The 26,786-nt window shown below is 63.8% G+C and carries 21 protein-coding genes; 11 read left to right on the top strand and 10 right to left on the bottom strand.

Going from position 1 to position 26,786, the window contains the following annotated elements:
* Positions 1-14: 14 nt before the first annotated feature.
* A complete protein-coding gene (locus tag ACYVNQ_RS03420) occupies positions 15-3,593 on the bottom strand; it encodes an ATP-binding protein (protein ID WP_460900865.1) in 3,579 nt (1,192 codons plus the stop codon).
* A gap of 836 nt (positions 3,594-4,429) precedes the next feature.
* On the opposite strand from ACYVNQ_RS03420, the gene ACYVNQ_RS03415 reads away from it, so the two are divergent.
* The 3 genes from ACYVNQ_RS03415 (at position 4,430) to ACYVNQ_RS03405 (ending at position 7,865) form a co-directional block, all read left to right on the top strand.
* Entirely contained in the window at positions 4,430-4,687 is a 258-nt protein-coding gene (locus ACYVNQ_RS03415) for a hypothetical protein (RefSeq protein WP_460900864.1), read from the top strand.
* 334 nt (positions 4,688-5,021) lie between these two features.
* Positions 5,022-6,011: a DedA family protein/thiosulfate sulfurtransferase GlpE gene (locus ACYVNQ_RS03410; RefSeq protein ID WP_460900863.1), complete on the top strand. Its 990-nt coding sequence runs from the start codon at positions 5,022-5,024 to the stop codon at positions 6,009-6,011.
* A 141-nt stretch (positions 6,012-6,152) separates the two neighbouring features.
* Positions 6,153-7,865 carry an FAD-dependent oxidoreductase gene (locus tag ACYVNQ_RS03405; RefSeq protein ID WP_460900862.1) on the top strand — a complete coding sequence of 571 codons (1,713 nt, stop codon included), beginning with the start codon at positions 6,153-6,155 and terminating at the stop codon, positions 7,863-7,865.
* Between the two features lie 182 nt (positions 7,866-8,047).
* On the opposite strand, the gene ACYVNQ_RS03400 is transcribed toward ACYVNQ_RS03405, so the two are convergent.
* From ACYVNQ_RS03400 to ACYVNQ_RS03390, 3 genes are all read right to left on the bottom strand, one after another.
* Entirely contained in the window at positions 8,048-8,305 is a 258-nt protein-coding gene (locus tag ACYVNQ_RS03400; protein WP_460900861.1) for a hypothetical protein, read from the bottom strand.
* 119 nt (positions 8,306-8,424) lie between these two features.
* On the bottom strand, positions 8,425-10,641 hold the full coding sequence (locus ACYVNQ_RS03395) for an NHL repeat-containing protein (RefSeq protein WP_460900860.1): 2,217 nt from the start codon (positions 10,639-10,641) through the stop codon (positions 8,425-8,427).
* 180 nt (positions 10,642-10,821) lie between these two features.
* The gene (locus ACYVNQ_RS03390; protein ID WP_460900859.1) at positions 10,822-11,721 is read right to left on the bottom strand and encodes a DMT family transporter; all 900 of its coding nucleotides are present in this window, start codon (positions 11,719-11,721) and stop codon (positions 10,822-10,824) included.
* A gap of 169 nt (positions 11,722-11,890) precedes the next feature.
* On the opposite strand from ACYVNQ_RS03390, the gene ACYVNQ_RS03385 reads away from it, so the two are divergent.
* A complete protein-coding gene (locus ACYVNQ_RS03385; protein WP_460900858.1) occupies positions 11,891-12,835 on the top strand; it encodes a helix-turn-helix domain-containing protein in 945 nt (314 codons plus the stop codon).
* Between the two features lie 122 nt (positions 12,836-12,957).
* Positions 12,958-14,085, top strand: a complete 1,128-nt coding sequence (locus tag ACYVNQ_RS03380) for an aminotransferase (RefSeq protein WP_460900857.1) — start codon at positions 12,958-12,960, stop codon at positions 14,083-14,085.
* Positions 14,086-14,207: 122 nt separating this feature from the next.
* On the opposite strand, the gene ACYVNQ_RS03375 is transcribed toward ACYVNQ_RS03380, so the two are convergent.
* The 5 genes from ACYVNQ_RS03375 to ACYVNQ_RS03355 all read right to left on the bottom strand — a co-directional run bounded on the left by ACYVNQ_RS03375 (position 14,208) and on the right by ACYVNQ_RS03355 (position 19,218).
* Complete coding sequence (locus ACYVNQ_RS03375; protein WP_460900856.1) at positions 14,208-15,545, bottom strand: MFS transporter; 1,338 nt, start codon at positions 15,543-15,545, stop codon at positions 14,208-14,210.
* 112 nt (positions 15,546-15,657) lie between these two features.
* Positions 15,658-16,602, bottom strand: coding sequence for a hydroxymethylglutaryl-CoA lyase (locus ACYVNQ_RS03370; protein ID WP_460900855.1), 945 nt, complete (start codon positions 16,600-16,602; stop codon positions 15,658-15,660).
* Entirely contained in the window at positions 16,599-17,792 is a 1,194-nt protein-coding gene (locus ACYVNQ_RS03365) for a CaiB/BaiF CoA transferase family protein (protein WP_460900854.1), read from the bottom strand. The genes ACYVNQ_RS03370 and ACYVNQ_RS03365 overlap by 4 nt, the downstream gene beginning before the upstream one ends.
* A gap of 121 nt (positions 17,793-17,913) precedes the next feature.
* Positions 17,914-18,843 (bottom strand): LysR family transcriptional regulator, encoded by a 930-nt coding sequence (locus ACYVNQ_RS03360; protein WP_460900853.1) that lies wholly within the window; start codon positions 18,841-18,843, stop codon positions 17,914-17,916.
* 213 nt (positions 18,844-19,056) lie between these two features.
* The gene (locus ACYVNQ_RS03355; RefSeq protein WP_460900852.1) at positions 19,057-19,218 is read right to left on the bottom strand and encodes a hypothetical protein; all 162 of its coding nucleotides are present in this window, start codon (positions 19,216-19,218) and stop codon (positions 19,057-19,059) included.
* A gap of 153 nt (positions 19,219-19,371) precedes the next feature.
* Between ACYVNQ_RS03355 and ACYVNQ_RS03350 the strand changes: the two genes are divergently transcribed.
* The 3 genes from ACYVNQ_RS03350 to ACYVNQ_RS03340 all read left to right on the top strand — a co-directional run bounded on the left by ACYVNQ_RS03350 (position 19,372) and on the right by ACYVNQ_RS03340 (position 22,933).
* On the top strand, positions 19,372-20,331 hold the full coding sequence (locus ACYVNQ_RS03350) for a GlxA family transcriptional regulator (protein WP_460900851.1): 960 nt from the start codon (positions 19,372-19,374) through the stop codon (positions 20,329-20,331).
* A 126-nt stretch (positions 20,332-20,457) separates the two neighbouring features.
* Positions 20,458-21,216, top strand: a complete 759-nt coding sequence (locus tag ACYVNQ_RS03345) for an SDR family oxidoreductase (protein WP_460900850.1) — start codon at positions 20,458-20,460, stop codon at positions 21,214-21,216.
* A gap of 133 nt (positions 21,217-21,349) precedes the next feature.
* Complete coding sequence (locus ACYVNQ_RS03340) at positions 21,350-22,933, top strand: FAD-dependent monooxygenase (RefSeq protein ID WP_460900849.1); 1,584 nt, start codon at positions 21,350-21,352, stop codon at positions 22,931-22,933.
* A 10-nt stretch (positions 22,934-22,943) separates the two neighbouring features.
* Here ACYVNQ_RS03340 and ACYVNQ_RS03335 read toward each other — a convergent pair whose 3' ends face one another.
* Entirely contained in the window at positions 22,944-23,837 is an 894-nt protein-coding gene (locus tag ACYVNQ_RS03335) for an alpha/beta fold hydrolase (RefSeq protein ID WP_460900848.1), read from the bottom strand.
* Between the two features lie 295 nt (positions 23,838-24,132).
* Between ACYVNQ_RS03335 and tssE the strand changes: the two genes are divergently transcribed.
* The 3 genes from tssE to ACYVNQ_RS03320 form a co-directional block, all read left to right on the top strand.
* Positions 24,133-24,609, top strand: a complete 477-nt coding sequence (gene tssE, locus ACYVNQ_RS03330; RefSeq protein ID WP_460900847.1) for a type VI secretion system baseplate subunit TssE — start codon at positions 24,133-24,135, stop codon at positions 24,607-24,609.
* A gap of 12 nt (positions 24,610-24,621) precedes the next feature.
* On the top strand, positions 24,622-26,481 hold the full coding sequence (gene tssF / locus ACYVNQ_RS03325; RefSeq protein ID WP_460900846.1) for a type VI secretion system baseplate subunit TssF: 1,860 nt from the start codon (positions 24,622-24,624) through the stop codon (positions 26,479-26,481).
* Positions 26,482-26,514: 33 nt separating this feature from the next.
* Positions 26,515-26,786 (top strand): contractile injection system protein, VgrG/Pvc8 family (locus tag ACYVNQ_RS03320; RefSeq protein WP_460900845.1); only part of this gene is annotated, 272 nt, incomplete at its 3' end.

Genomic DNA, 26,786 nt, shown 5'->3' with positions numbered 1-26,786 from the left:
GGGTTGCGGGTTGTTCAATGCGGCGTCGGTGCCGGCAGGTCGACGCCGAAGCGGTTGCGCAGTTCGTCATGCAGTGCCAGCGCGCGTTGCGCGAGCTCAGCGGTCCATTGGCCGGAGACGTCGCACAAACGCTGCAGTTCGCGGCATTGCTCGGCGAAACGAGGTTCGCGCACGATCAGAAATGCACCACCGGCGCTGTGCGCCCAGTCGCGCAAGCCGCCGTGATCGCGCTCGCCGAGCAGCGCGGCGAGGCGCGGCAGATCGGTGCGCAAATGATCCTTCAGCATCGCCATGTAGCGGGCCTGATCGAGCGCGTCGAGGGTGTCGTCGGCGCTCGCGGCGGCGGGCGGTACGCTCGCGGCGGTTTGTCCGGCGCCCTGTTCTGCCGCTTGCTGCGCCGGTTGCTCGATGGCAGCCGTTGCAGCAGCGGACGCCTGCGCGCCGGCTTCACGCAGGCCCGCCGCGAGCTGCGCGAGCGATGCGGGTTTCGCAATGCATCCGGCAAAGCCGCGCTGTCGCCATTCGCCAGCCTGGCCGGCGCCGGTCACCGCCGTAAAGGCAAGCACCGGCAATGCGGGATACGCAGCGCGGAGCGCGGCGAGCAACGCATAGCCGTCCATGACAGGCATGTGAATATCCGTCATCAGCAGATCGACTTCGCTTTGCGCCAGCACCGCGAGCGCCTGCTTGCCGTTGCCGACCACGATCGGCTCGCAGCCCAGCGTCGTCAGTTGTTCGGCGATCAGCGCCTGATTGAGCGGATTGTCTTCGGCGACCAGCACGCGCAACGCGCTTAAGCCGGAGCCGGAGCCGGAACCGGAGCCGGCGCTGCCGGCCGTGCCGGTTATGCCCGCGGCCTCAGACGCGGACGCGGCATGCATAGGCTCTGCTGACGGCGACGCGTCACCGTGACGCGCACCGCTCTGCACCTCCGGTGGCGCCGTGCCGCTCACCGCGAGCTCCAGCGCCGCCGCAAGCGCGCTTTGACTGAACTCCGTCACTTCGATCACCCCATCGCCGCGCAACGCCGGTTGATGCGGACCGGCGCGCATGATATGCAGCACCTTCGCCGCTCGCGCCGCGCGCAACACCGCGAGCGCTTCGCTGCCGTGCTCTTCGGTGACGATCATCGCAGCCGGGCGATTGATGCGCAGCCAGGCTTGCGCGGCATCCAGCGAAACCGCGCACGTCGCCAGCCAGCCACGCGAGGTCAGGACTTCGTCGAGCCAATCGGCAAACGCGCTTTCCTGGCACAACACCAACACGTTGCCACGCACCGGCGCGGCAGGCGGCGCGCCCGGCTCCAGCAGGCCGCCCGCTTCGCCCGGCGGCACATCGAGCGGCAGTGTCACTGTGAACGCGCTGCCCACCCCGGGTACGCTCTCGCCCGTCACCTTGCCGTTCATCAGTTCCGCGAGCCGTGCGCAGATCGACAAGCCAAGCCCGGTGCCGCCGAAGCGCTTCGAGGTTTGCGGCTGCGCCTGCATGAACGGCTTGAAGATCTGCGCGAGTTGCGCCTCGCTGATGCCGATGCCCGAATCGCTGACCCGGCACTGCAGCACGCCGCGCCGCTGCGCATCGGCGACGACCCTCGCCTGCAGCGTGATCTTGCCGCTCGAGGTGAACTTGAAGGCATTACTCAACAGGTTGTTGACGATCTGCACGACCCGCGTGCGATCGCCCAGCAGCGTCGTGCCGAGCGTCGGCGACAGATACGCATGAAAGCGCAGCGCCCGTTCGCCGACCAGCGGCGCATACGACAACGCGAGCTGTTCGAGATCGTCGAGCGGCACGAACGGCTCGCTGACGAGCTGCATCTTGCCGGCGTCCATCTTCGACAGATCGAGAATGTCGCTGACGATGCGGCGCAGCCCGTCGGCCGCCATCGCGAGCGCACGCAGGCGCTGTCGATGCGGCTCGAGGCCGGGGCTCCGCGACAGCAGTTCGAGGTTGCCGAGCAGCGCGTTCATCGGCGTACGGATTTCATGGCTCATCGCCGCGAAAAAGCTGCTTTGCGCGCGCATGATCGACTCGGTCTCGCGCTTGGCCGCGCGCAGCTGGCGGCCGAGCGCATAGCGCGCGGTCACGTCGAGAATCGCGCAGATGAAGACCTGCTCGTCGAGATGGCTCGCCCCTGCGTAGTTGATCTGCAGCATCGACGCGTCCGGTGCATCGCCCGGCCCCGGCAACGCGGGCACCAGGAATTCCGCCATCTCGCGCGCCGTGCGCTGCGCATCCGCGCGGGCCCGCATGCTGCGCGACATTTGCGTCGCGATGTGCGGCGGCAGGCTCGCCGCGTCGCCGAGATGCAGCAGTGCGCGCGCACGCCGGTTCGACGTGACGATCGAGAAATCGCGCTGCCGGACGATGCACAAGCCGATCGGCGTGGCACTGACGACGATGTGATTGATCGTCTCGTTCTCCAGCGCGCGCGCCGCCTCGTCGTGCCAGTCGCGCAACAGGCGCATGCCCCAGAATTTCGCGGTCAGCGCGATAGCCACCACCAGCAGCAGCCCGAGCCCGACCAGCGCCGCCACCTGCCATGCCATCGCCTCGATCACCGCGCCCCACGTGACGTAGCTGACAAGCCGGCTATGCCCCGGCCGCAATGGATCGACAAACAGCGCGCCGCCGGGCGTATAGCGGATGCTGTTGTCCGGCATCTGTGCGGCCGCGTCGCGCAGCATCCGCAGCGTGGCCGGTGCGGGCGGCGGCACCGACACCACCGGCATATGCTGCGCGGAGACCAGCAACAGCGTGGCCGAGTTGGGCGGTTCATGCAGATGAGCGAGGAACGTGTCGGCCGGAATCGTCAACGCGATCAGCATCGTAGGCGTGCCGCCCGGGCTGAAGACCGTTAGCGCAGTCACCACCGGCGCGCCCAGCAACGGGTCGCGATATGGGCCGATCAGCAGGCGCTCGCCGCTCCCCAGTGTGCGCTTGCCGGTTTGGGCCGCGAGCGCGTCGAGGATCGTCGCGCGCAGCGAAGCCGCGAGCTGCGGCGTCACAGGCGGCGCTTTTGGGTCGCTGGCCGGATCGATGGCGGGCAGGATCGCTGCGTAGTCCGCGTCGAGCCCGAGCAGCAGCGCGCGATACGGCAGCTCGAACGAATGACGCGTGGCAAGCGTCGCGTCGGCGGCTTCCCGCAGCCGCCACAGCCTGGTGGGCAGATCGACATTCCATGCCGCGCTGGTCGCGTGCGGCACCAGCAGGTCGAAGCGCGTATCCAGCATCGCCGAGCGGCTCACCGACATGCCGGTGCGGCGCACCGCGTCGACGACATCGTCGGTCGCCAGATGCGTATCTTCGGTTTGCAGGTAGAACTGCACGGTCAGTTCCGTGCGGATCAGGAACGACATGCCGCGATGCAGGAACAGCGAAATATCGGAGGCGTTCTGCGTGCTGACGGTACGTTGCAGATCGAGCTGCTTGTTGATTGCGAACAGCGCAAGCAGCAAGGCGGAGAAAGCGACAATCGACATCAGGACTGCAATCGTCGCGAAGTACAGGCGTTGTTGACGCCGGGCATTTCTTGCCAGGGACGCAAACGCCTCGGCAAGCGACTCCTCAGTACGGTCGAGGATGTTCTGCATCGCGTCGCATTGATGAAGGCACCGTCGATAACCTGCAGTGATCGGCGGCACAGCAAAAAGTCTCTTCAGTGTAGGCGGTTTCGGCTCGCGAACCAGGTTTATGTCTGATGGATCGGCGTTAGCCCCACCTCGACAAACCGTCAATGAACCGTCAGCATCAGTTCGTCAGCGCCCCGAAGTGTGTGCGGGCCGGCTGACCCGAGTAACAACGGCGTTTTAGCGGCCCGTCCTCGTCTGGGGACGGGCTATTTTTTTGCCGGGCGGCGATGGCGTAGCCGATGCGGGACCGTTGCAGGACCGATGCGGGGCCGGCAGTCCAAGCGATGCAAAGCTTCATCCAATGCTTGACGCAACACAAAGCAATAACTACCGGATTGATCCAGGCTCTAAAGTTCGACAAAGAATAATTTGCCGCCATGCGCGATGCAATGCGTGAGCTCATGCATTGCATCGCGCATGGTCCAGGAACGTTCATCTAACGGTGCTACGCTCGGGCGGTTCGGCACCGTCGCGCTATGCGCATTGCACGTTGAGCGACGCTGAATCGGGCGCCTGCGTGGTCGCAGCAGACCGGTGTCGATACAAACGTTTCGTCGCGGGCGATGCAGCTCGCTGCCGGTTGCCGCACTGCAAGGCACAGCGCCGCCCAGTGCGGCCGCATGCCGTGCCTCGCACCGGCGCGGGGCACAAAAAATGCAATGGGCGGCGCAGCAAGTCGCGTTAAACTCAACCTGAAAAACATACTACGCGCGCCGGTTGGCGGTTTGCGGCCCCGCGCGACAGAAGGGTCAAGCACCCGTACAATGCCTGTTCAACAACGGATGAGGAAATTTTCGATGCGCACTACCGGGTCTTCCGGGGCAATGGCCCTGCTCACCGAGCACGACGACGCGACCGGGCGTGAACTGCGTACGCTGCGTCTCGAGGCGACAGAAGACGGCAAAGGCATTCTTCTCGTCGAAGTCGACGAACGTAAACCGGGCATTCACCGCGAAGTGCGTTATGAAATCACGCCGGCCGAACTGATCGCGGCGATTCGCGCGCACGGCGCCGAGCTACCGGGCGAACAGCACAATCATCGGCAAGGAGTCTGAGTCAGGCGGCAGCGCACCGCGCCAGCCGCTCGATCTTCATCCCTTTTGCTTCGCGCAGTAACCAGCAGGTTTTACCCGATTGCTCGATGCCGTACGGTCCGGCGGCCGTGCGGCGAGCACCGTCGCGCAAACTGAAGCGACCCGCGCGAGGCTTTCAGAAATCGCTTGCCCAGTGCGCGGTGCGCCCCTCGCACGCAGCGGCGGCGCGGTGCTCAAACCGGTCCGGCAAGCCCGGCGGGCGCCCCGCCCTGATGCTTGCACACCGCCGAAATGCGTCCATAATCCTTAATCTAACTGATGCGAATGCGGCTGATACGACCGCCAAGGTAAACCGATGCTACATGATCTCGTCGAGCAATACGGGCCGGCACTCGTGTTCGTCAATGTCCTCGCTGCATCGATCGGGCTGCCCGTGCCCGCGATGCCGTCCCTCGTGCTGTTCGGTGCAATGGCCTCGATGCATCCGGATTCGGTCGGCACACAAATCCTGTCGGTGCTGGTCCTGTCGATCTTCGCCACGCTGATCGGCGACAGCGCCTGGTATATGGCCGGCCGTATCTACGGCGGCAACACGCTGAAAACCTTGTGCAAGCTGTCGCTGTCACGCGACACCTGTGTGAAAAAGACCGAGCGCTTTTTCGGCCGCTGGGGCGTACGCGTGCTGGCCGTGGCGAAGTTCGTACCGGGCCTGTCGATCGTGTCGATCCCGATGGCAGGTGCGATGCACACGCCGTACCGTACCTTCCTCACCTACGACAGCATCGGCGCGGCGCTGTGGTCCGGCGTCGGGCTGACCATCGGCGCGCTGTTCGCCGAGCAGCTGGACATGCTGTTCGCGGCCGCCAGCCACTACGGCAAGGTGACCGGGCTCACTATCGTCGGCTTGTTGGTGCTATACGCAGCGTATCGCTGGACGCGCCGCCGTCAGCTGATCAACAAGCTCGCATCGGCCCGCATGAGCGTCGACGAGCTGTACGACCTGATGCTGAAAAAAGAATCGCCGATCCTGTTCGATATTCGTTCAGAAGAAAAGCGCAAGCTCGATCCATTCGTGATTCCGGGCTCGCAGTTCGCCGACGAGCGCCAGCTCGAAGACATCATGGCGAAGTATCCGCGTGATCAAAAGCTCGTCATCTATTGCTCGTGCCCGAACGAAATTTCCGCGGCGTGGATGGCCAAGGCACTGACCGACGTGGGCTTTACCGACGTGCTGCCGCTGCGTGGCGGCCTCGACGCATGGCGCGATGCGGGCCGTGAACTCGATTCGCTCGAGGAAGAAGAAACCCCGCCGGTGAACGTCGGCATTTCGCCGAAAGCCGTATAAAGGCGCCGCTGCCGGCACCCCTGCTGCAAGTGCGCGCGCACCGGCTGCCGGTGCGTGCGCGCTGTGCATCGCGATGCCGGGTACCGAAGCAACGAAGTCACGCAGTTATGTAGTTACGCAACCGATTCAAGGAGCGGTCCGATGCTTTTATCCCGCGAAGGCGAAGTGCAAGGCACCGAAGTCGCCGATGCGCCCTATTCGTCACTGTCGACACGGCATCATCAGATGTTCCTGACGCTGACGCCCGCCGAGCTCGAACGCGTGCGGCGCTTCGGCGATCTGCATCACTGGCACGCCGGCGACATGCTGTTCAGGTCCGGTCATGTGAGCCCCGGCATGTTCGTGCTGCTGTCGGGCCGGGTACGCGTCACGCAGCGCAGCTGGCAAGGCGTCGAGCAAACAGTGGTCGAGCACGGGCCGTCGCAGTTCGTCGCCGAAGTCGGGCAGCTGTCGGGCCGTCCGGCGCTGGTCGACGGCACCGCGATCGAGCCGGTCAGCGCCGTGCTGATCACCCCGGAACGGCTGCGCGCGCTGATCGTCGCGGAAGCCGAGCTTGGCGAACGCATCATGCGTGCGCTGATCCTGCGCCGCGTCGCGCTGATCGAAAAAGGCGTGGGGCCGGTGCTGGTCGGCAAGAGCAACGACTCGCGGCTGGTCGCACTGCAAAGCTTCCTGACCCGCAACGGTCATCCGCATTCGGTCGTCAACGAAACCAACGAAGACGCGCTGCGCCTGACCGAAGAGTTCGGCGCCGGGCCCGAGGATCTGCCGCTCGTGCTGTGCCCTGACGGCAAGGTGCTGCGCCGCCCGACCGACCCGGAACTGGCCTCATCCCTCGGCCTGCTGCCCGAACTCGACGCGCGGCACGTGTATGACGTGGCGATCGTCGGCGCGGGCCCTGCAGGGCTCGCTACAGCGGTTTATGCGGCGTCCGAAGGTCTGTCGGTGATCGTGCTCGACAGCCGCGCGCCGGGCGGCCAGGCGGGCGCCAGCTCGCGCATCGAGAATTACCTCGGCTTCCCGACCGGCATCTCGGGCCAGGCGCTAGCCGGCCGCGCCTTCGTGCAGGCGCAGAAATTCGGCGCGCACGTCGGGATTCCGATGAAGGTCAAGACGCTGCATTGCGACGAGCGCCCGCACCGGCTCGAAATGACCTGCAACAAGGGCTTCCACATCGGCGATATCCGCTCGCATTCGGTGGTCATCGCGACCGGCGCGGTGTACCGGCGGCCCAAGCTCGAAGGGCTCGACACGCTCGACGGCCGCGGCATCTACTACTGGGCTTCGCCGGTCGAAGCGAAGCTGTGCAAGCATCAGGAAGTGGTGGTGGTGGGCGGCGGCAATTCGGCCGGCCAGGGCATCGTCTATCTCGCGTCGCACTGCGCGCACATCCACGTGCTGATTCGCCGCGGCAGCTTCGAAGCAACCATGTCGCGCTATCTGATCGACCGCATCCGCTCGCTGCCCAACGTGACGGTGCACGCGCACAGCGAAGTGGGTTGGCTCGAAACCGACGACAGCGGGCTCGCGACGGTTGGGCTGAAGGCGCCGCTCGCGAACGGCGTGGATCGCCTCGACGTGCGGCATCTGTTCCTGTTCACCGGGGCGGATCCGAACACCGCGTGGTTGCGTACCTGCGGCGTGCAGCTCGATGCGAAGGGCTTTGTGATGACCGGCGCGGATTCGTCGTGCGACCTCGAGACGTCCGTAGAAGGCGTGTACGCGATTGGCGACGCGCGGGCCGGTTCGACCAAACGTGTTGCGGCTGCTGTGGGTGAAGGCGCGGCGGTGGTCGCGCAGATCCATCAGATGCTGGCAGTGCGCAACGGCGAGGCGGTGGCGCTGGGCGCGTGACGGCGTACGCGTGATGGCGTACGCGTGACGCGTGATGCAAGCAGCAGACGTGACGACGCGCAGCAATGCGTGCCGTCACGCGATGTCCTTGGCGCTTCGGGTCAGCACCTTGGGTTAGCGCCTCACCTTCAACGCTTCACCTTCAACGCTTCACCTTCAACGCTTCACCTCAGGGCCCCACCTCAGCGCTCGATCTTGAGCCGCAACTCACGCGCCGTTTCCAGTAAACCTTCATAACCCGAGCGCGCATGCTCGGGAAGATCGGGGTCGCCCACCAGCGTACCGAGCGTTTCGATCAGGCTGTACAGCATGCCGCGCGCCGCGCTCGCCGCGATACTGCCGGACTGCACCATTTCTCCGACGTGCGTCACCGCCGCGTCGAGGTGCTCGAGATCGGGCTTGTCGTTGAGTTGCTTGGGGTCGTCAGCATTGCCGGTCATGATGGTTTCCGTATTGCCTGGCCAATGAAAGGGTCATTTGGTTATATACCGATCGCGCACGCTCGTCCACGCGCGCGCTCGCATAACGCATGCTCCGCCGCACTGGCGCGCGCCGCGCGTTACGGCTTCCACTGGTACATCAGGATTTTCGCGCGCGCATCATCTTCGACAAGAATGTCGTACTCGCCATTCGCACGCAGCGTCGCGCTGATGCCCAGTTCGACGTCGACCTGGCCGCTCGTCTTGCCAACGTTCGCATCCGGCGTCAGCGCGCCGACCATTTGCCCGCTGCGCGCGTCATACACGGTGATCTTCTGCGTGTACAGCTCCGCCACGAACAGGTAGTTGCCGGCCGTCGCCACGCCGACCGTGGTCACCGGCGGATTGGCCTGCGTATTCCACGGCAGCGAGATCGCATATTGCGGCGTGGCTGTGCCCGAGCTCCAGTTGTCATAGCGCGCGAGCACCGGGCCAGCCTCCTTCCAGCGCGACGCATCCCACGGAATCGCGGCGGTAAAGCCTGCGATATACATCGTGTCGGTTTGCGGCACGTACAGCACGCGGCCGATGCGCGTGAACGGCGCCGGCATCGCGAAGCTCTTCGCCGCGGCGTACGGGTAGACCGGATTGCCGAATCCATCGAAGCCCTGCAACGGCAGCTCGCGCACACCGCTCGTCGGCGTGCCGAACCAGACATTGCCGAGCGTATCGACCCAGATAAAGCTGTTGCCGATCTTGCTGCCGGTCGACGGATTGCTGCTGAACTCGCTGGCGGCGATATGGCCGTCGCCGTTCAGGTCGCGCCATAGCCATTCGCCGATAGCCGGCTGGCCCGCCGGAAAATCGCTCGCGCCCGACGTTTCCGCAAACATCCCCGACGGGATCGCGATGCTGCCATGCGCGGCGTCGAAGCGATACACGTACAGCTCATGCGAATACGGATCGAGCGTGTACAGATACGGCCGGTTGCCGTTCAGGCGCCGCACCAGCGGCTCGCCGCGCACGTTGCGGCCGATGCGCAGCGAAGGGTCGTCGGGATACGCGAAGCGGTCGACTGTAAAGGCCGAATAGGTCCACTGATGGCCGACCGGCTTGCTCCAGTCGATCGTGAAGATCTTCGAGCCGGTGTAGATCGTATTCGGCGATGCCGGGTCGAACGTCGCGCCGTCGACGAACAGCAGGCCGTCGAGCTCCCATTTGAGCGCGCGCGACATGCCCGCGAAGCTTTGCAGCACCGCACCCGAGCCCACCGACGCCGACCCAAGCGCGCGCGGCCCTTCGCCGTTCTGCGCGACATACAGGTTGCCCGCCGCATCGAAGCCGATGCCGGTAATGCCATTGAAGCGCCCGACACCGGTCGTGCCTGCATTACCGTGGAAAATGCCGTTCGCGGTGCCGATCGCCGAAGCAAGCTGGGCCCGTCCGCTCGCTGGCTTGTTGTAGACCAGGATCTGCTGGGTCGGACCGTTGTCGGCGATGCACAGTTGCCCCGAAGGCGCAATCGCCAGATCGCTGGGCAGCGCGTTCGCCGGTAGCACCGGCGCGCCTGCGAGCGGTGCACCGCTCGCCGTGTAGTGCGCAATCGCCGGACGGCCCGCCAACGCGCCGGTAATCGCCCACAGCGTGCCATCCGTATCGAGCGCGAGGCGCCCAGGCGAGCTCACGTTGAAAGCACGCTTGCGCAACATCGTGTTGGCGTCGTAGACGACGATCTGGTTGGCGTACTGGTTGGATACGTAGAGCTCGCTATCGTTAGCCGCCAGCCCGCGAATGCCGGCATCGGCGCCGGCCGGCGCGGTATCGACCACCAGAAAGCTGTTCTTGCTGGCGTTCGCGCTGTTCGCAATGCCGCCCGCAAACGGTGCGCCCTTGCCGATGCTGCCAACCGTGCGACGCGTGATGCCGAACCACGTCAGCCCGTTCGGCGGGTAATCGGCACCGACCAGTCCGCCGTTCTGGTTGCCGATCGACATGGCCGCATACACGTAGCTGTGGTTCGACGTCACGGCATCGCCGCCTGCTGCGCCCCAGCCGTGCGTAGCCGCAGCGAGGCCGAGCTTGTCGCCGCCTTTGTACGCGGCGATTTCGCTGCCCGCCTCGTCCCACGGCGAGTTGGTATAGACGGTGCCGTCCGGTGCGACGTTAATTGCCTGGATATCCTGCTGCATCCATTTACCGTCGCCGAAACCGAATGAATTACCGATCCACGAGGTGGTGTAATTCAATTGGCTTTGCGCATTGCAATTAACAGGGCCTAAGCTATTCAACATCAATAGCGTTGCCGCCAGACGTGTCAGGGCTTTCACGATGGACTTCCTTGCGAAAATGGACGGCATGAACCGCCAGGCAGCGGAGCCTGGATTCATCCGAACATTACTCGCGAACCGCATTCATCAATTCGGTCCACAAGGAAGAGAAAGCCACTCTATTAGCGCATTTGAATTTTTATGTTTCTGTCTGATGCGTATCGATGAATGATTTATGCATAGATTTTTAATGATATTTTTTGCGCATTTTCAAAGCACTTTTCGACTACGCAGAAATACCGTCGGCACGAAGCCGAACGCAACCAGATTGCCCACCGCAACCATCACCAGGCCGAGCACCGCTAGCGCTGACCACTGGTACCCCTCGAACACCGTCGAAACCGCCAGCGCGACGAACGGGAACAGCACCGTGCAATAGGCGGCGCGCTCCGGCCCGATGCGCCCGACCAGCGTCAGATACGCGGTAAATGCGATCACCGAGCCCGGCACCGCCAGATAGACCAGCGCGCCAAGGTAGCGCGCATCCATTTCGGGCGCGAACGGCAGGCCTGCGAGCAGGCTACCGGCAGTCAGCACCGTCGCGCCGATCAGCATCCCCCAGGCGTTGGTGGTGAGCGGATGCAACCCCAGCGCCTGCATGCGGCTCGACAGCAGGTTGCCGATCGAAAAACAGATAGTGCCGGCAAAGCCCACCAGCAGGCCGAGCAGCACGCCGGTATCGCCAAGATGGCCACGCAGTTGCTGCAACGACAGGCAAACGATGCCGGCAAAGCCGATCAGCGCGCCGGCAATCGCCTGCGGCTGCAGCGGCCGCTTGAGGAACAGCCGGCCGTTGATCGAATTGAGCAGCGGCGCAACCGAGAACACCACGGCCACGAGGCCGCTCGGCACGGTGCGCTCCGCATAGTAGAAGCACAGGAAGTTGACGCAGAACAGCGCGATTCCTTGCGCCAGCAGATAGCGCCAGGCGCCGCGCGGCGGGCGTAGCGGCCGGCGCAGCACGGCCAGCAGCGCGAACATCACGAGCGCCGCGAGCCAGAAGCGCAGCGCGATCGAAACCGGCGGCGGCACGACATCCAGTTGCCATTTGATCGCGATCCACGTGGTGCCCCAGATCAGCACGGTCAGCGCGTAGAGCATCAGATTCATAGTGGGCGTTCGCGAAGAAGTGAGTGAGCAGATTGGCCACTGTGCGCCGCGGCGCGCGCCGCCACTTGTCCAGAATTGCGCATTTTCTCGAGGCGGCGCCACGGGTTCGCGGGGCGCGCCTTATACTGCGTGGGTCCTCAACGCGTGCGCACCGCCTGTCGAATCTGTCGTGAATCCCGGTCCATCCACCGCCGCTGCTGCCATCGCTGCTACCGCCGACGCTACGTTCGGCGCGCACTCGATCTGCAACACGCTCGCGCACACCGATGCGACGCTCGAGCGTTTCGCATGGCTCGGCGACCAGCTGGCCGCGGCGATCTGGACCCGCAATGCGGAAGAAGCCGAAACGGCCTACGACCAGCCAGGCCACCATACGCTGTCGTGCTACCTGAACGGCGGCTATCGCACCGAACGCGCAAAGCTGCCCGGCGTTTTCGGCGGACCGGCGCGGCTGTGTACGCTGCCGGACGACCATCAGTCGCGCTGGTGGGTGCGCGGGCCGATGCATTTCATTCATCTGTACTTTCTGCCCGCGCATTTCACGCAGCGCGCGATCCGCGAACTGGATCGCGAGCCGCGCGAACTGACGCTGGCGGACCGCACGTACTTCGAAGATGCGCGCCTCGCGAACCTGTGCCTGTCGCTCGCAAACGACGCATGGAGCGATGCCGATGGCCGCCTGCGCGCAAATGAAACCGCGCACGAAGCACTGACGCAGTTGCTGCGCGTACAGGGCGTGAATCGCGCCGGCGTGGCGCTCAAGGGCGGCCTGTCGAGCGCGACGCGCCGCCGGCTGCGCGACTATATCGATGCGCACCTGACGCAAGCGTTGACGCTGGGCGACCTCGCGCAGGTCGCGAATCTGTCCGAATATCATCTGTCGCGAATGTTCCGCCTGTCGTTCGGCAAGCCGCCGCACGCGTGGATCGCACAGCAGCGCGTCGAGCGCGCGCGGGCGCTATTGCGCCACACCGGGTTGCCGCTGGCGGAAGTCGCCGCGCAGTGCGGCTATGCGAACCCGAGCCACTTCAGCCATCGCTTTCGCGAAGCGGTCGGCGCCGCGCCGATCGTGTATCGTGAAGCGCTGCGCGGCGCGTCCCGTACGCCGGCCTGAACGCCGAAGGCACCCACGCGCGCACCATAGGCGCGCCGACCACGCGCGCCGCATCGAAGCCTTGCAGCCCTGCTGCCCCGTCGCATTGCGGCACCGACGAATTCACCCCGAAAGGACACCCCATGAAAATCCGGGAATTCGCAGTCGAACGCTGGATGGACCTGTACGAAAACCGCTGTGAACTGAACCTGGCGGAAACCTGCGTCGAATCGCTGACCGTCGGCGAACTGCTGCGCATCGCCGGCAAGGAAGACGCGATCCTCGCCGAGATCCTGCCGATGAAGCTGACCTACGGCGCAATCGACGGCACCGAACGGCTACGTACCAACGTTGCATCGCTATACGACCATCAACAGGCGTCGAACGTGCTGATCACGCACGGCGCGATCGGCGCGAACGCGCTGGTGTACGAAACGCTGGTCGAACCCGGCGATCACGTGATCTCGGTACTGCCCACTTACCAGCAGCACTATTCGATTCCGGAAAGCTACGGCGCGCAGGTTGGCATTCTGCAGTTGCGTGAAGAAAACGGCTTCCTGCCCGACCTCGACGAATTGCGTCGCATGGTCACCCCACGCACGCGCCTCATCGCGCTGAACAACCCGAACAATCCGACCGGCTCGCTGATGGACCAGCCGTTTCTCGAAGAAATCGTGCGCATCGCACGCGCGTGCGGTGCATATGTGCTGTGCGACGAGGTCTATCGCGGCGCGGACCAGCACGGCAGCGGCTTCACCGCTTCGATTGCGGATCTGTACGAGAAAGGCATCAGCACCGGCAGCATGTCGAAGACGTGGTCGCTCGCAGGGCTGCGGATCGGCTGGCTGGCGGCGCCGCTCGAACTGGTCGCGCGCGTGCGCACCCATCGCGACTACAACACGATCAGCGTCGGCATGCTGAACGATCTGCTGGCGTCGCTTGCGCTGGAAAATCGTACTGCGTTGCTTGCGCGCAATCACGACATCCTGCGCACCAACCTCGCACTGCTCGATGCGTGGATTGCACAGGAACCCGCTGTTTCGTACGTGAAACCCAGGTCGGGCACGACGGCGCTCGTGCGCTTCGATGTCGGTATGAACTCGCGCGATTTGTGCGTCGCGCTGGTGGAGCGGACCGGCGTGATGTTCGTGCCGGGCAGCGCGTTCGACATCGAAGGCTACGTGCGCATCGGCTTTGCGAACAACCGGCAGGTGCTCGAAAAAGGGCTTGCGAGAGTGAGCGGGTTTTTGAAAGAGCAGGCCGCGCGCTAACGGAGGAAGCCGGAACACACTCGCACAAAAGCCAAGGGAGCCGGAGCGCGGCCTTCGCAGACCGCCCATCCCGCTCCCTCGTCAGCCCGCATACAGCGAGCCGTACCTGATCCCTGCATCGTTCAGTTTGCTACCTGATCCTTGCGGCGCAGCGCCTCCGGCAAACCGAACATCACGATCAGCGCGCACACGAAGCTCATCGCGGCGATCACATACAGGGCCGGTGTCGTGCTGCCGGTCACATCGCGAATCCGGCCGACCATCACCGGGCTGACGATGCCGCCCAACTGCCCAAGCGTATTGATCAGCGCCATGCCGCCTGCCGCGCCGGCGCCCGTCACCAGCTTCGGCGGCAACGCCCAGAACGCCGGAATCGATGCGACCACGCCCGCGCCCATCACCGCCAGCGCGATTACCAGGAAGACAGTCTGCTTGTCGAAAATGCCGGCCGCGAGGAAGCCCACCGTGGCCATCAGCAGCAGGCCGGCGATGTATTTGCGGCGCTCGCCGGTCGCATCCGAAATGCGACCTACGACGACCATGCAGATCGCGCCGAACACATACGGAATCGCGGTCAGCAAACCGATGATCGTCGGGTTGTGCGTGCCAGCGCTGCGAATCAGCTGCGGCGCCCAGAAGTTCAGGCCATACGACGCGATCTGAATCAGGAAATACACCAGACCAAGCGTCAGGAAACCCGGCGTGCGGATCGCATCGGCAAGCGACTGGTTGCCATGTTTCTGCTGCGTCTGGTTCGAAATCTGGCCCGCGAGATACGCCTTCTCCTGCGGATTCAGCCAGCCCGCATCCTCGACGCGATCCTTCAACACCTTCAGCACCAGCAAGCCGAGCACGATACACGGCAGGCCGCCGAGCAGGAACAGCCAGTGCCAGCCGCGAATGCCCGCGACGCCATCCATGTTGCTCAGCACAAGGCCCGACAGCGGCGCGCCGATCAGCCCCGAGAACGCCGACGCAAGGAACAGCAGCGACGTAATGCGGCCGCGGAAACTCTGCGGGAACCACAGCGTCAGGTAGTACAGCACGCCCGGTGCGAAGCCCGCTTCCATCGCGCCGATCACGAAGCGCAGCCCGTAGAACTGCCACTCGGTATGCACGAACACCATCGCGGCCGTCGCGAGACCCCACGAAATCATGATGCGCGCGATCCAGCGCCGCGCGCCGACCCGGAACAGGAACATGTTGCTCGGCACTTCGAACAGCACATAGCCGATCACAAAGAGACTGGCGCCCAGGCCGTAGGCGGTATCGGAAAAGCCGAGATCGCTTTGCAGCTGAAACTTCGCAAAGCTGATGTTGATCCGGTCGAAGAAAGCGAACAGATAACAGATCATGATCAGCGGCATTAGCCGCCAGGCCACCTTGCGGACGATGGCCGCGGCGTCCTGTATGCCGGTGGTGGTCGGTTGCTGTGCTGCGACTGCGCCTAGGTCACTCATTTGTGTCTCCGTGCCGGATTCGGCGAGGCCCTCCGGTCATGAATGTAGTTCGATGTGGTTGGGTTACGGTGTGGGTGCTGCTGTTCAAGAACAAACGTCGATAAAACCAGCGTTACAGGCAAGCGAGTCCAGCCGGCGCCGGATGCAGATCCTTGTTGCGGCCAGCCTTCATCAGTTGCCCCGACACTTCGTGGCCGAGCAATGCAGGCAGCGCGCGCGACAGCGTGATCAGCTTGTCCAGATCGATGCCGTGCGGAATGCCCACTTCGTCGCACATATTCACGAGGTCTTCGGTGCAGATGTTGCCGGACGCGCCCGGTGCGAACGGGCAGCCGCCAAGGCCGCCGAGCGACGCGTCGAAGCGGCGCGCGCCCACTTCATACGCGGCCATCACGTTGACGAGGCCGAGGCCGCGCGTGTTGTGGAAGTGCAGCGTCAACTGGCCCGGCGTGATGCGGGTCAGCACGCGCTTGACGATGCGCGCCACCTGCCGCGGGTTCGCCATGCCGGTCGTATCGGCGAGCGTGATGCCCTGCATGCCGAGCTCGAGGTACTGATCGACGATCGACATCACGAGGTCTTCGTCGATCTTGCCTTCGAACGGGCAGCCGAAAGTCGTCGCGACCGTGCCGTTGAGCAGCACGTCGCTGCCGCGCGCGAGCGCGATCACATCGGCGAACGCGGCGAGCGACTGCTCACGCGTCATGCGCATGTTCGCCTGGTTGTGCGTCTGGCTCGCCGACATCACGAGGTTCAGTTCGTCGGCCTTCGCTTCGAGCGCGCGCTCCGCGCCGCGCCGGTTCGGAATCAGCGCGGTGTAGACCGTATCCGGGTTGCGCTTGATCTGGTGGAACACCGCTTCGCCGTCGCGCAGCGCCGGAATCGCTTTCGGCGACACGAACGAACCCGCTTCGATGCGCGTGAAACCGCAGGTCGACAGCGCGTCGATCATCGCGACCTTGTCGGCCGTTTCGACCCACGTCTTTTCCATCTGCAGGCCGTCGCGCGGTGCGACTTCCTGAACGATCAGCTTGTCGTATTGAACGTCGTCTCTCATTGCACGGCCCCTTCGCGGCGCAGCCGCTCGATGTCTTCCGCCTTGAAACCCAGATCCGCCAGCACGCTCTCGGTGTGCTGGCCGAGCGTCGGCCCCGTCCAGCGCACTTCACCCGGCGTATCGGAAAGCTTCGGCACGATGCCCGGCATCTTCACCTGCGCGCCGCCCGGCAAATCGGCCTGCAGCAACATCTCGCGCGCCTGATAATGCGGATCGCTAACGATGTCGGCCACCGAGTAAATACGGCCCGCCGGCACTTCGGCGCGCTCCAGCGCAGCCAGCACGTCGGCGGCAGAGTGATGCGACGTCCATGCGGTAATCGCCGCATCCAGCATCGCGCTTTGTGCGGCGCGGCCGTCGTTGCGTGCGAGCGCCGGATCGTCCGCGAGGTCCTGACGGCCGATCAGTTGCATCAGCCGCTTGAAAATCGGATCGCTGTTGCCGGCGATCACCACGTAGCTGCCGTCTTCGGTGCGATACGTGTTCGACGGCGCGATGCCCGGCAATGCGCCGCCGCTACGCTCGCGCACGTGGCCGAGCAGGTCGTACTCGGGTACGAGGCTTTCCATCAGGTTGAACACGCTCTCGACCAGCGACACGTCGACCACCTGCCCTTCGCCCTGCCCCGTTTTCACGCGCAGCAGCGACATCAGCGCGCCGATCACGCCATGCAGCGAAGCCAGCGAATCACCGAGGCTGACACCGACGCGCGCCGGAGCGCCGTCCGGCTCGCCGGTCGTGAAGCGGATCCCGCCCATCGCTTCGCCGATCGCGCCGAAGCCCGGACGATCGCGGTACGGGCCGGTCTGACCGTAGCCCGAGATGCGCACCATGGTCAGCTTCGGATTGATCGCGTGCAGCGTGTCCCAGCCGAGGCCGAGCTTTTCGAGCGCGCCCGGGCGGAGGTTTTCGATAAAGACGTCCGCGTCTGCAGCCAGACGCTTGACGACGTCGGCGCCTTCGGCCGACTTCAGGTTCACGCAAATCGACTTCTTGTTGCGCGATTGCAGATACCACCAGAGCGACGTGCCCTCATGCAGCTTGCGCCATTTGCGAAGGGGATCGCCACCGTCGGGGGCTTCGATCTTGATGACTTCGGCGCCGAATTCGGCGAGAAGCCGCGCGGCGAACGGCGCGGCGATAAGCGTTCCGATCTCGACGACCCGGATACCCTTCAAGGGGCCACTCATAATGCTGTCTCCTGAATCTTGAAAACACGTTGGAGAACAGCTTAGAAGCGGCGCGCAGCGACTTCCAACCGCAATTTACCAATGAGCTTTCGCGAAACGCGAACGCTCATCGGGACCCGGCTCAAACCCCTGCTGGGACGGCCTTCTCGACGGCTTGCAGATGGTCGAAAAGCAGTTTTCCGACTGGCGAAAGCGCGCCGACGTCGCGCACCACGATCACCAGATTGCGTTCGGCCCAGTCGTCTTCGAGCTTCACCGCGACGAGGCCGAGCGGCCGCCCCATGATCTCGAACACGTTGGCCGGCAGCACGCCGACGCCCATATCGGCCTGCACCATCCGGCATACCGCGTCGAAGCCCGGCACGTGGATGCGCAGCCGCAAAGGCTTGCCCGCGTGGCGCGCGGCCATGTGCGTGCGTGCATTGATCGAGCTGGCCGAATGCAGGCCGACGTGATCGCTGTCTAGCGTTTCGGCGAACGCTACGCGCTCGCGGCCCGCCAGCGGATGGTCTTCGCGCATCACCACCACCAGCGAATCGTGCCGATAGTGGGTGGCCTGCAGGCCGCGCGTATCGGCCTCGCCGGAACAGATGCCGAGGTCCGCGAGGCTATCGGCAACCGCTTCGACGACGCCGCCGCTCGGCCGCTCCTCGAGGTCGATCTTGATCTGCTCGTTGGCGGACAGAAAGGCGCGCAGGTCTTCCGGCAAAAATTCGACGATGGCCGACAGATTGGCCATCATCCGCACGTAGCCGCGCACGCCGGTTGCGTGGCCGGCGAGCTCGATGCCGATATTCTCGACGTCGCGCATCACGCGCCGCGCATGATGCAGCAGCGTTTCACCCGCCGCCGTCAGCGTCATGCCGCGTGCGGTGCGCTGGAACAGCGTCGCGCCGACCGCCTGCTCGAGTTCGAGCAGACGCTTGCTCGCCGCTGAAATGGCAATGGCCTCGCGTTCCGCAGCGCGCGTCAGCGTGCCTTCTTCATAGACAGCGATGAATAGCTGCAAGGTCGTGAGATCGAGACGTCTAAGCAGGTTCTTCAAAACCATATGTCTGGTGCGCACAAAGCGAGGAGTGGGAGTCGGTCCGTATTTTGCCGTGATGCGGCTCACATCGCTGGCAATCGGGCAAAGTGCCGCCCCACGGGCGTTACGCGAACACGATGCGCACTGCGCCGCGCGCGATGCCGCTTCGCATTGCGTGTGTGGAAGCGCTACCGCTGCGCGCGTCGCGTGCTTCGATACGGATACTGCAATGCCGCATCAGTTAAACGAATACAGCGGCGCCGGATCGCTCGCCGGAAAGCTATCCATCAAGGCCTGATCGACCAGTTGCTCTTGTCGCTCGGCGCTGATGACGTGCGGCGCGTGGGCAGCGTTACCCTCTGACGAGGATTGGGGGACGGATTTGCTATGCTGTTTCATGGTGCGCTCCTGATCGATGACGAAACGGATAAGTTGATTGCAGTATTGGCGAGCGAGACTCGCCGGACAATCGCGGCGCACCGCACAACTCTGCCAGACATACCGCGTCTGCTGCCACGGCACGGCGCGGACGTTTTTTCAGGAGACGAGTCGATGTCGAGCGTCGCGATTGCGATCTTTCCGGGCGTACAGGCACTGGATGTGGCGGGCCCGGTCGACGTGTTCGACGAAGCGAACCGGTTCATCGATGCCGCGCAGCGCTATGAGGTCACGCTGCTGGCGGCCGATAGCGGCACGATGCGCGCGTCGAACGGCATGTCCCTCACGGCCGACGAAACCTTCGAGCGCTGCGCGCACGGTTTCGATCTCGCGCTGATCGCCGGCGGCCCGACGTTGCCGGAGGCCGAACCCGATGCGCGTCTGGTCGACTGGCTGCGCAACGTCGCGGCGCGCTGCAACCGTTATGGCTCGATCTGCACCGGTGCGTTCGCGCTTGGTCATGCGGGGCTGCTCGACGAACGCAAAGTGACGACTCACTGGCAGCATGCAGCGCAACTCGCCGCGCAATTTCCGAAGGCGCAGGTCGACTTCGACCGCATTTATCTGCGCGACGACCGGCTCGTCACGTCGGCGGGCGTTACTGCGGGCATCGATCTGTCGCTCGCGCTGGTTTCCGAAGACCACGGCCCGCAAGTCGCGCTCGCGGTGGCCAAGCGGCTGGTGGTGTTTTCGCAGCGCCAGGGCGGGCAGTCGCAGTTCAGCCCGTATCTGACCGCGCCTGCCGATGACACCTCGCCGGTCGCGAAAGTGCAAGCGCATGTGATGGCGCATATCGGCAACAGCTTTACCGTGAAGGAACTGGCGGACGTAGCCGGCATGAGCGCACGCAATTTTGCGCGCGTGTTCGTGCAGGAAACGCAGGTCACGCCGCATGAGTTCATCGAGCGCGCGCGTATGGATGCGGCGCGCACGCAGCTGGAAAGCACGAACCTCGCGTTGAAGACGATTGCGTACGACTGCGGCTTTGGTACGGCCGACCGCATGCGGATTGTGTTTGCGAAGCGGATAGGTGCGACGCCGAAGCAGTATCGCGAGCGCTTTCAAAACACCTGAGCCTGCTAGCCGAGCCCGTAGCAGGTTCGTTTTTCTGGTTTGCGCTGCGCGCCGGCAACACAAAAAGCTCACGTGAGAAAATACGCCACTGCGAAGTTACGGCCACCTTTCACGGAAATTAAAAACATGTCGGTCCACAATCACACCTCCACGCGTCGCGCAATCGTCACCGGGCATACACATGGTCTGGGCGAGGCGCTTGCCGAGCAATTGCTCGCCCGCGGCTTTGCCGTGCTCGGCATCGCGCGTTCGCGGCACGCGACGCTCGCGCAGCGTCATGCGGACCTGTTCGAGCAAATCGAGCTCGATCTCGCCGATACGGCGCGCGTCGCGCAATGGCTGGCAGGCGATCATCTGCAGCGTTTTATCGGCGATGCGCAGCAGGTGCTGCTGATCAACAACGCAGGCACGGTGCAGCCGGTCGGCCCGCTCGACACGCAAGACCCCGCCACGATCGCTCAAGCGGTAAGCCTGAATGTTGCGGCGCCGCTGATGCTCGCCAGCGCAGTCACGACGGCCAGTACGCAGGCCGAGGACCGCCGCATCGTCCACATCTCGAGCGGCGCAGGCCGCAATCCGTACCCCGGCTGGAGCGTGTATTGCGCAACCAAGGCGGCGCTCGATCATCACGCGCGCTCGGTCGCGCTCGATGCGAATCGCGCGCTGCGCATCTGCAGCATCGCGCCCGGTGTGGTCGATACGAATATGCAGGCCGAGGTGCGCGCTTCGGCACTCGAAAAGTTTCCGCAACGGGAACGCTTTGTCGAGCTGAAACAAAGCGGCAAGCTGACGCTGCCGCACGACGCGGCGGCGAAGATGCTCGACTATGTGCTCGGCGACGAATTCGGCAAACTGGCGACGACCGACGTCAGGGAGCTGCCGTAACGCGCGCTGCGCGCCGACCCTTTGCTAATTCCGCGCCAGCCAATAGACTGATGCAAAGCCGCTTGTGCCGTTCGTAGTCGCCGTTCGTGGTCGCCTTCCCTGCCTGCATTCTTCATCCAACGTGGAGATCGTCATGGAGCAACCTGCCCGCGTACTGATAGTCGGCTCCGGTCCAACCGGTTTGACGCTAGCGCTGACGCTGCAGCGCTACGGCATCGAAGTTCGTCTGATCGACCGGCTGGAACAGCCGGCGAACCTGTCGAAGGCATTGGCTGTGTGGCCGGCCAGCCTCGAAGTGCTGGGCAGCCTCGGCGTCGGGCCGGACTTCGGGCGCGCCAGCGTGCCGTTGCGGCAGGTCACCTTCGGCGACGGCGCGCAGCGTCTTGCGCGCATTCCGATGGGCGAAGGCATCGACAGCGCATATCCGCAGCCGATTCTGCTGCCGCAGTCGCAAACCGAGGCGATCCTCGCCGAGCGCTTTGTCAAACTGGGTGGCACGATAGAGCGCGGCGTCGAATTGACCGGCCTGACTGAAGAAGCGGATTGCGTGCGGGTCATGCTTCGCCACGCCGACGGACGCACGGAAACGGCGCACGCAGCGTGGGTGGTCGGCGCCGACGGCGCACGCAGCGCGGTGCGCCACGCGCTCGACATTCCCTTCGATGGCTATACGGAATCGGAAAGCTATCTGCTCGGCGACGTGCGCATCGACAATACCGAACTCGATGAGCACAGCATCCACATCTGGTGGCACGACGGCGGGACCATCGCACTGTTTCCGTTCGCGCAGAACGTATGGCGCGTGATCAGCCGGCGCCATGACGACGTCGCGGACGCGCGCGGCGAGGAACCGCCGACGCTCGACGAACTGCAGCAGAACATGACGCGTCATGGCCCGCCCGGAGCGCGCCTGTCGGAGCCGGGGTGGATGTCGACGTTCCGCATCAACGAGCGTTTAGCCGCGCACTATCGAAGCGGGCGTGTGTTTATTGCCGGCGATGCCGCGCATATTCACAGCCCGGCCGGTGGACAAGGGATGAACACCGGCATTCAGGACGCCGCCAATCTCGGCTGGAAGCTCGCCTATGTGATCCACGGCCGCGGCCATGCGCCGACGCTGCTGGACAGCTACGAAGCCGAACGGCGGCCGGTTGCGCACGACGTGATCACCAACGCGGCGCGCATGTTGCACGTCGGCATGGCGCCGCACGCGCTCGCGCGAGTGGTGCGCGATGCTGCAGTACGCGTGCTCGACCATATGCCGGCGTTGCAGCATAAATTGCGCACGGAGATGTCGGAAACGGAGATCGCCTATCGCAACGGTCCGCTGGTGGCCCTGGGTGGAGCGGCGCAGCACCGCTCACGCGGCTCGGTGGGAACCCGCGCGCTCGAGATCAACTGGCTTGGCGATGCGGACGATGAGCGCAGGCTCTGGCCGCTGCTCAACGAGCGCCACACGCTGCTGGTGTTCGGCGATGGGAGCCCGGCGCAAGCGCCGGCGGCATTGTGTGCGGCACCTCACGCGGCCGCACTGCAGACGATCGCGATCGGTACAGCAGCGGATCCGCGGGGCGATGCGCGCAACCGCTACGGGTTCGACGCGGCGGGATGGGTGTTGATCCGGCCGGATCAGGTGATCGCCGCGCGCGGACCGGAACACGACGTGACGGTGCTCGAGCATTATCTTCAGAAAGTCATCGCTCACGACGGCGCCTGACAGCGACGCGTTACCCCGCCCAGCTGTTGACGTCGAGCACCGCATCGGCGAAGGCTTGCGGCGCCTCTTGTGGGAGGTTGTGGCCGGCATTCGGCACGAGGCGATTCTCGTGACGGCCGGTGAATCGTGCAGAGAAATCGCATGACCGTCCCGGTGGCGTCACGCCATCGGCGTCGCCTTCGAGCGTGATGGTCGGCGCGGCAATCTGCGGCGTCGCTGCCAGACGACGCTCCATCTCTTCGAACTGTGGATCGCCATCGACGAGCGCATACCGATGCCGATACGAATGAATCACGACGTCGACGAAATCCGGGTTGTCGAAGGCGCTGGCTGAACGCTCGTAGGTGGCGTCGTCGAAGCGCCAGGTCGGTGACCACTGCGACCATAGGAGACGGCACAACGCACGGCGCTTTTCGGTCAAGCCCGCGCGTCCGCGCTCGCCATGGAAGTAGTACTGGTACCACAGGCGGTATTCCTTCTCAGGATCGTCCGGCCGCGCGGAAGCGGCGATGTTCTGGATGTTGTAGCCGTTGGCGGATACCAGACCACGTGCTCTCGATGGATACAACGCGGCTACTACGCATGCGGCGCGGCCACCCCAATCGTAGCCGCCCAGCACGGCCTTTTCGATCTCTAGCGCGTCGAGCAGCGCGAGCAGGTCTGCGCCAAGTGCGGCCTGTTGGCCCGAGCGGACGGTTGTCGATGCGAGGAAACGCGTGGGCCCATAGCCACGCAGATAAGGACGGATCACGCGCGCGCCGCGCGGCACGAGAAGTGGCGCGACCTCGTCGTACGCATGGATATCGTAGGGAAAGCCGTGCAGCAGCACGACCGGCCATCCGGATGAATCGCCCTGTTCGTCGTAGGCGATATCGAGCAGTGGCGTGACGATGTTTTTCAGCATGACGCAATCCTCGGCGTAAGTGAGCGGGCTTGATGGCGCAGCGGTGTCGCAAGCTTACCCTGCCCTCGAACCAGTCAGCAAACCAGATAAATTGATGCTTCGCGTTAGATAAACTCTTCGCTCTGGAAAGAGGTAATGATCAGCGACTCGATTGGCCTGCCTGCATAGCGGAAAAGGCTGACTCAAAAAGCAGAACTTTCGCATCCCTGTCTATCGTATTCTCCAGCGCGTGGGTTCGCACTGGAGCACCTCCGCGCAGCCCGCATCGACTTTATTCGAATGGCGGGCATCACAGATGCGTTTCAATCCGAGTTTGTTCGACAAGCTGTTTGGCGGCTATCCGACGGAGTCGAACCCGTCGACCGTGCGCACCCATTCACTGGATGAGATCAAGCACTCCGTGGCCCGCGATCTGGAGTCACTGCTGAACACCCGCATGGCGTTTTCCGAAGCTCAGTTGGAGCTGTTTCGCGAATGTGCCGGGTCGATGCTGACCTACGGGCTAAACGATTTCTCGGATCGCAGTCTTGCGAGCTCCGAAGATCGAAGCTTCATCTGTGCGTCGATCAAGCGTGCGATCACGCGTCACGAGCCGCGGCTGCAAGGTGTCGAGGTGGCGCTTGCCGTTCGTGAACAGTGCGTCAGCGTGCTGCACTTCGCGATCAAGGCCTTGCTCGTTGTACATCCGGCACAAGCGCCGGTTAATTTCGACGCGCTATTGCAACCATCGACCCACCAGTACTCCGTGACACGGGCCAAAGGCAAGGTTTAAGGAATTTCCGCGATGGACGATCTGTTGCCGTATTACGAGCAGGAGTTGGCGTATCTGCGCCGGTATTCGGGCGAATTTTCCGAACGCTATCCAAAGACCGCGGGGCGCCTCGGCATGCGTGGCGAGATGGCCGCGGATCCGCACGTCGAACGGCTCATAGAGTCTGTGGCATTTCTGAACGCGCGCATCAGCAAGAAACTCGAAGACGATTACCCGGAATTTACGGACGCGCTGCTCGAAGTGCAGTATCCACACTACTTGCGACCATTTCCGGCTTGTTCCATCGCACAGTTCAGCGGTGGGGACGAAATCAATCAGTTGACGAAGCCCCACGTTATTGCACGAGGTACGCAAGCGAAATCCCATCCGGTGCGCGGCGTTCGCTGCACCTTCCGTACGGCATATGATGTAGTGCTTGCTCCGATCCGTGTGCTCAGCGCCCGCTACGCACCAGGCGGCCCAGGCCCCGGCGTAGCTGTCGTGCCGCCCAATACTGCGGGCGTGCTTTCAATCACATTCGAATCGACTGCACCCCAGTTTGACTTGGGCAGCCTGAAGCTCGATCAGGTGCGCGCGCATTTGTCGGGTGATCAACCGATCGTTGCATCACTAAACGACGCACTGTTTCTTCACTCGCTGGAAGCTTTCGTCGAAACAGAATCCGGAGGACGCTGGACGCGCCTGGCGCGCGTTCCGGTTGCCGAGGTCGGCTTCGATGAGATCGATGCACTGATCGACTTCCCGGATCACGCAAACCCGGCCTATCGACTGCTTACCGAGTATTTCGCGTTCCCTGAAAAATTCGGTTTCGTCGATTTCGATCTGGCTGCGATGACCAGAGCGGCTGGTCCATGCCAGCGCATCACGTTGCACCTGGCCGTCAGGGAGATGCGTGGCGGCTCACACGCGGCGGGAATACTGGACTCCCTCGCGGCACATCACCTGCGCCTCTTCTGCACGCCGGTCATCAACCTGTTCAGAAAGCCGGCCACACCTGTGCTGCTCACGCAGCAGGCCACGGCATACCCGGTTGTGAGCGACAGCCATAAAGCATTTGCGTACGAGGTTTACTCCATCGACTCTGTTCGCCTTGTGCACAAGAAGAAGGACCGCAGCGAGGAGATCGCCGAACTCCGGCCTTTCTTTTCTCTGCGCCACGCGGAGGCATCGCAGGCCGGGCTCTATTGGTACGCGCGTCGAAATGACTGGGTGGCCCAGCACAGCCCCGGTTACGAAACTGAATTATCCGTCGTAGATCTGGGCTTCAACCCAACCGCGGCCCAGGTCGATACGCTCAGCATCGATGTCACCGCCACCAATCGAGAACTGCCTGAACATCTTTCGATCGGGCAGCCGGGCGGCGATCTTTTCATCAGCGGCGCGCCACTTGGCCAGAGAATCGCGCTGCTGATGAGGCCAACGCAAACTACACGCTTCGACCGGCGGAACGCGGCGCATTGGCAGATCATTTCGCATCTGTCGCTGAACCAGCTTTCGCTCGCAACCAATGGCGAGACAACGCTAAAAGAAATGCTGAGGATCTACGATCAACGGCACACATCCGTGTCTGCGCTACATATCAATGGAATCGCGTCACTCGAAGCGACACCCGCAATGGAGCGGATGGCACCAACACCGGAGATGGGTAAGCATCCGTTTCCGATCTACGTTCCTGGCATCGAGATCCGGCTTACTCTGGACGAAGAACACTTCGTCAGCTCCAGTCTGAGCACCTTCATCAGTGTCTTGGACCGGTTCTTTGGCCTGTACGTCCACATCAACAACTTCACGCAACTGACAGTCCTGTCAAAGAAGACCCGACGGGAACTCATCCGCTGCAAGGCCCGTAGTGGCGAGTCGATTCTCGCTTAGTCCAGCACAGACTCGACGACAGGAACACATCTGATGAACCTCAACGATCTGATTCAAAGTGTCAGCCGGGGCGTGGTCCAGAACAATCGCATGCTGAAACTGGATACGCCTTTGGGCAAGGACGTATTGCTGCCGCTGCGTGTTGTGGGGCATTCGCGCATCGGCCGCAATTATAGTTTCAAGGTGGATACCGTTTCGACGGCGAGCCAGATCGAACTCAAGCAACTGATCGCGCAGCCCGTCACGCTCTGGATGCAGCAGACTGACCAGTCATACCTGCCGCATCATGGCTATGTGCATACGGC

The sequence above is a fragment of the Paraburkholderia jirisanensis genome (genome assembly GCF_054782355.1).
This window is presented reverse-complemented; position numbering and strand designations above follow the sequence as displayed.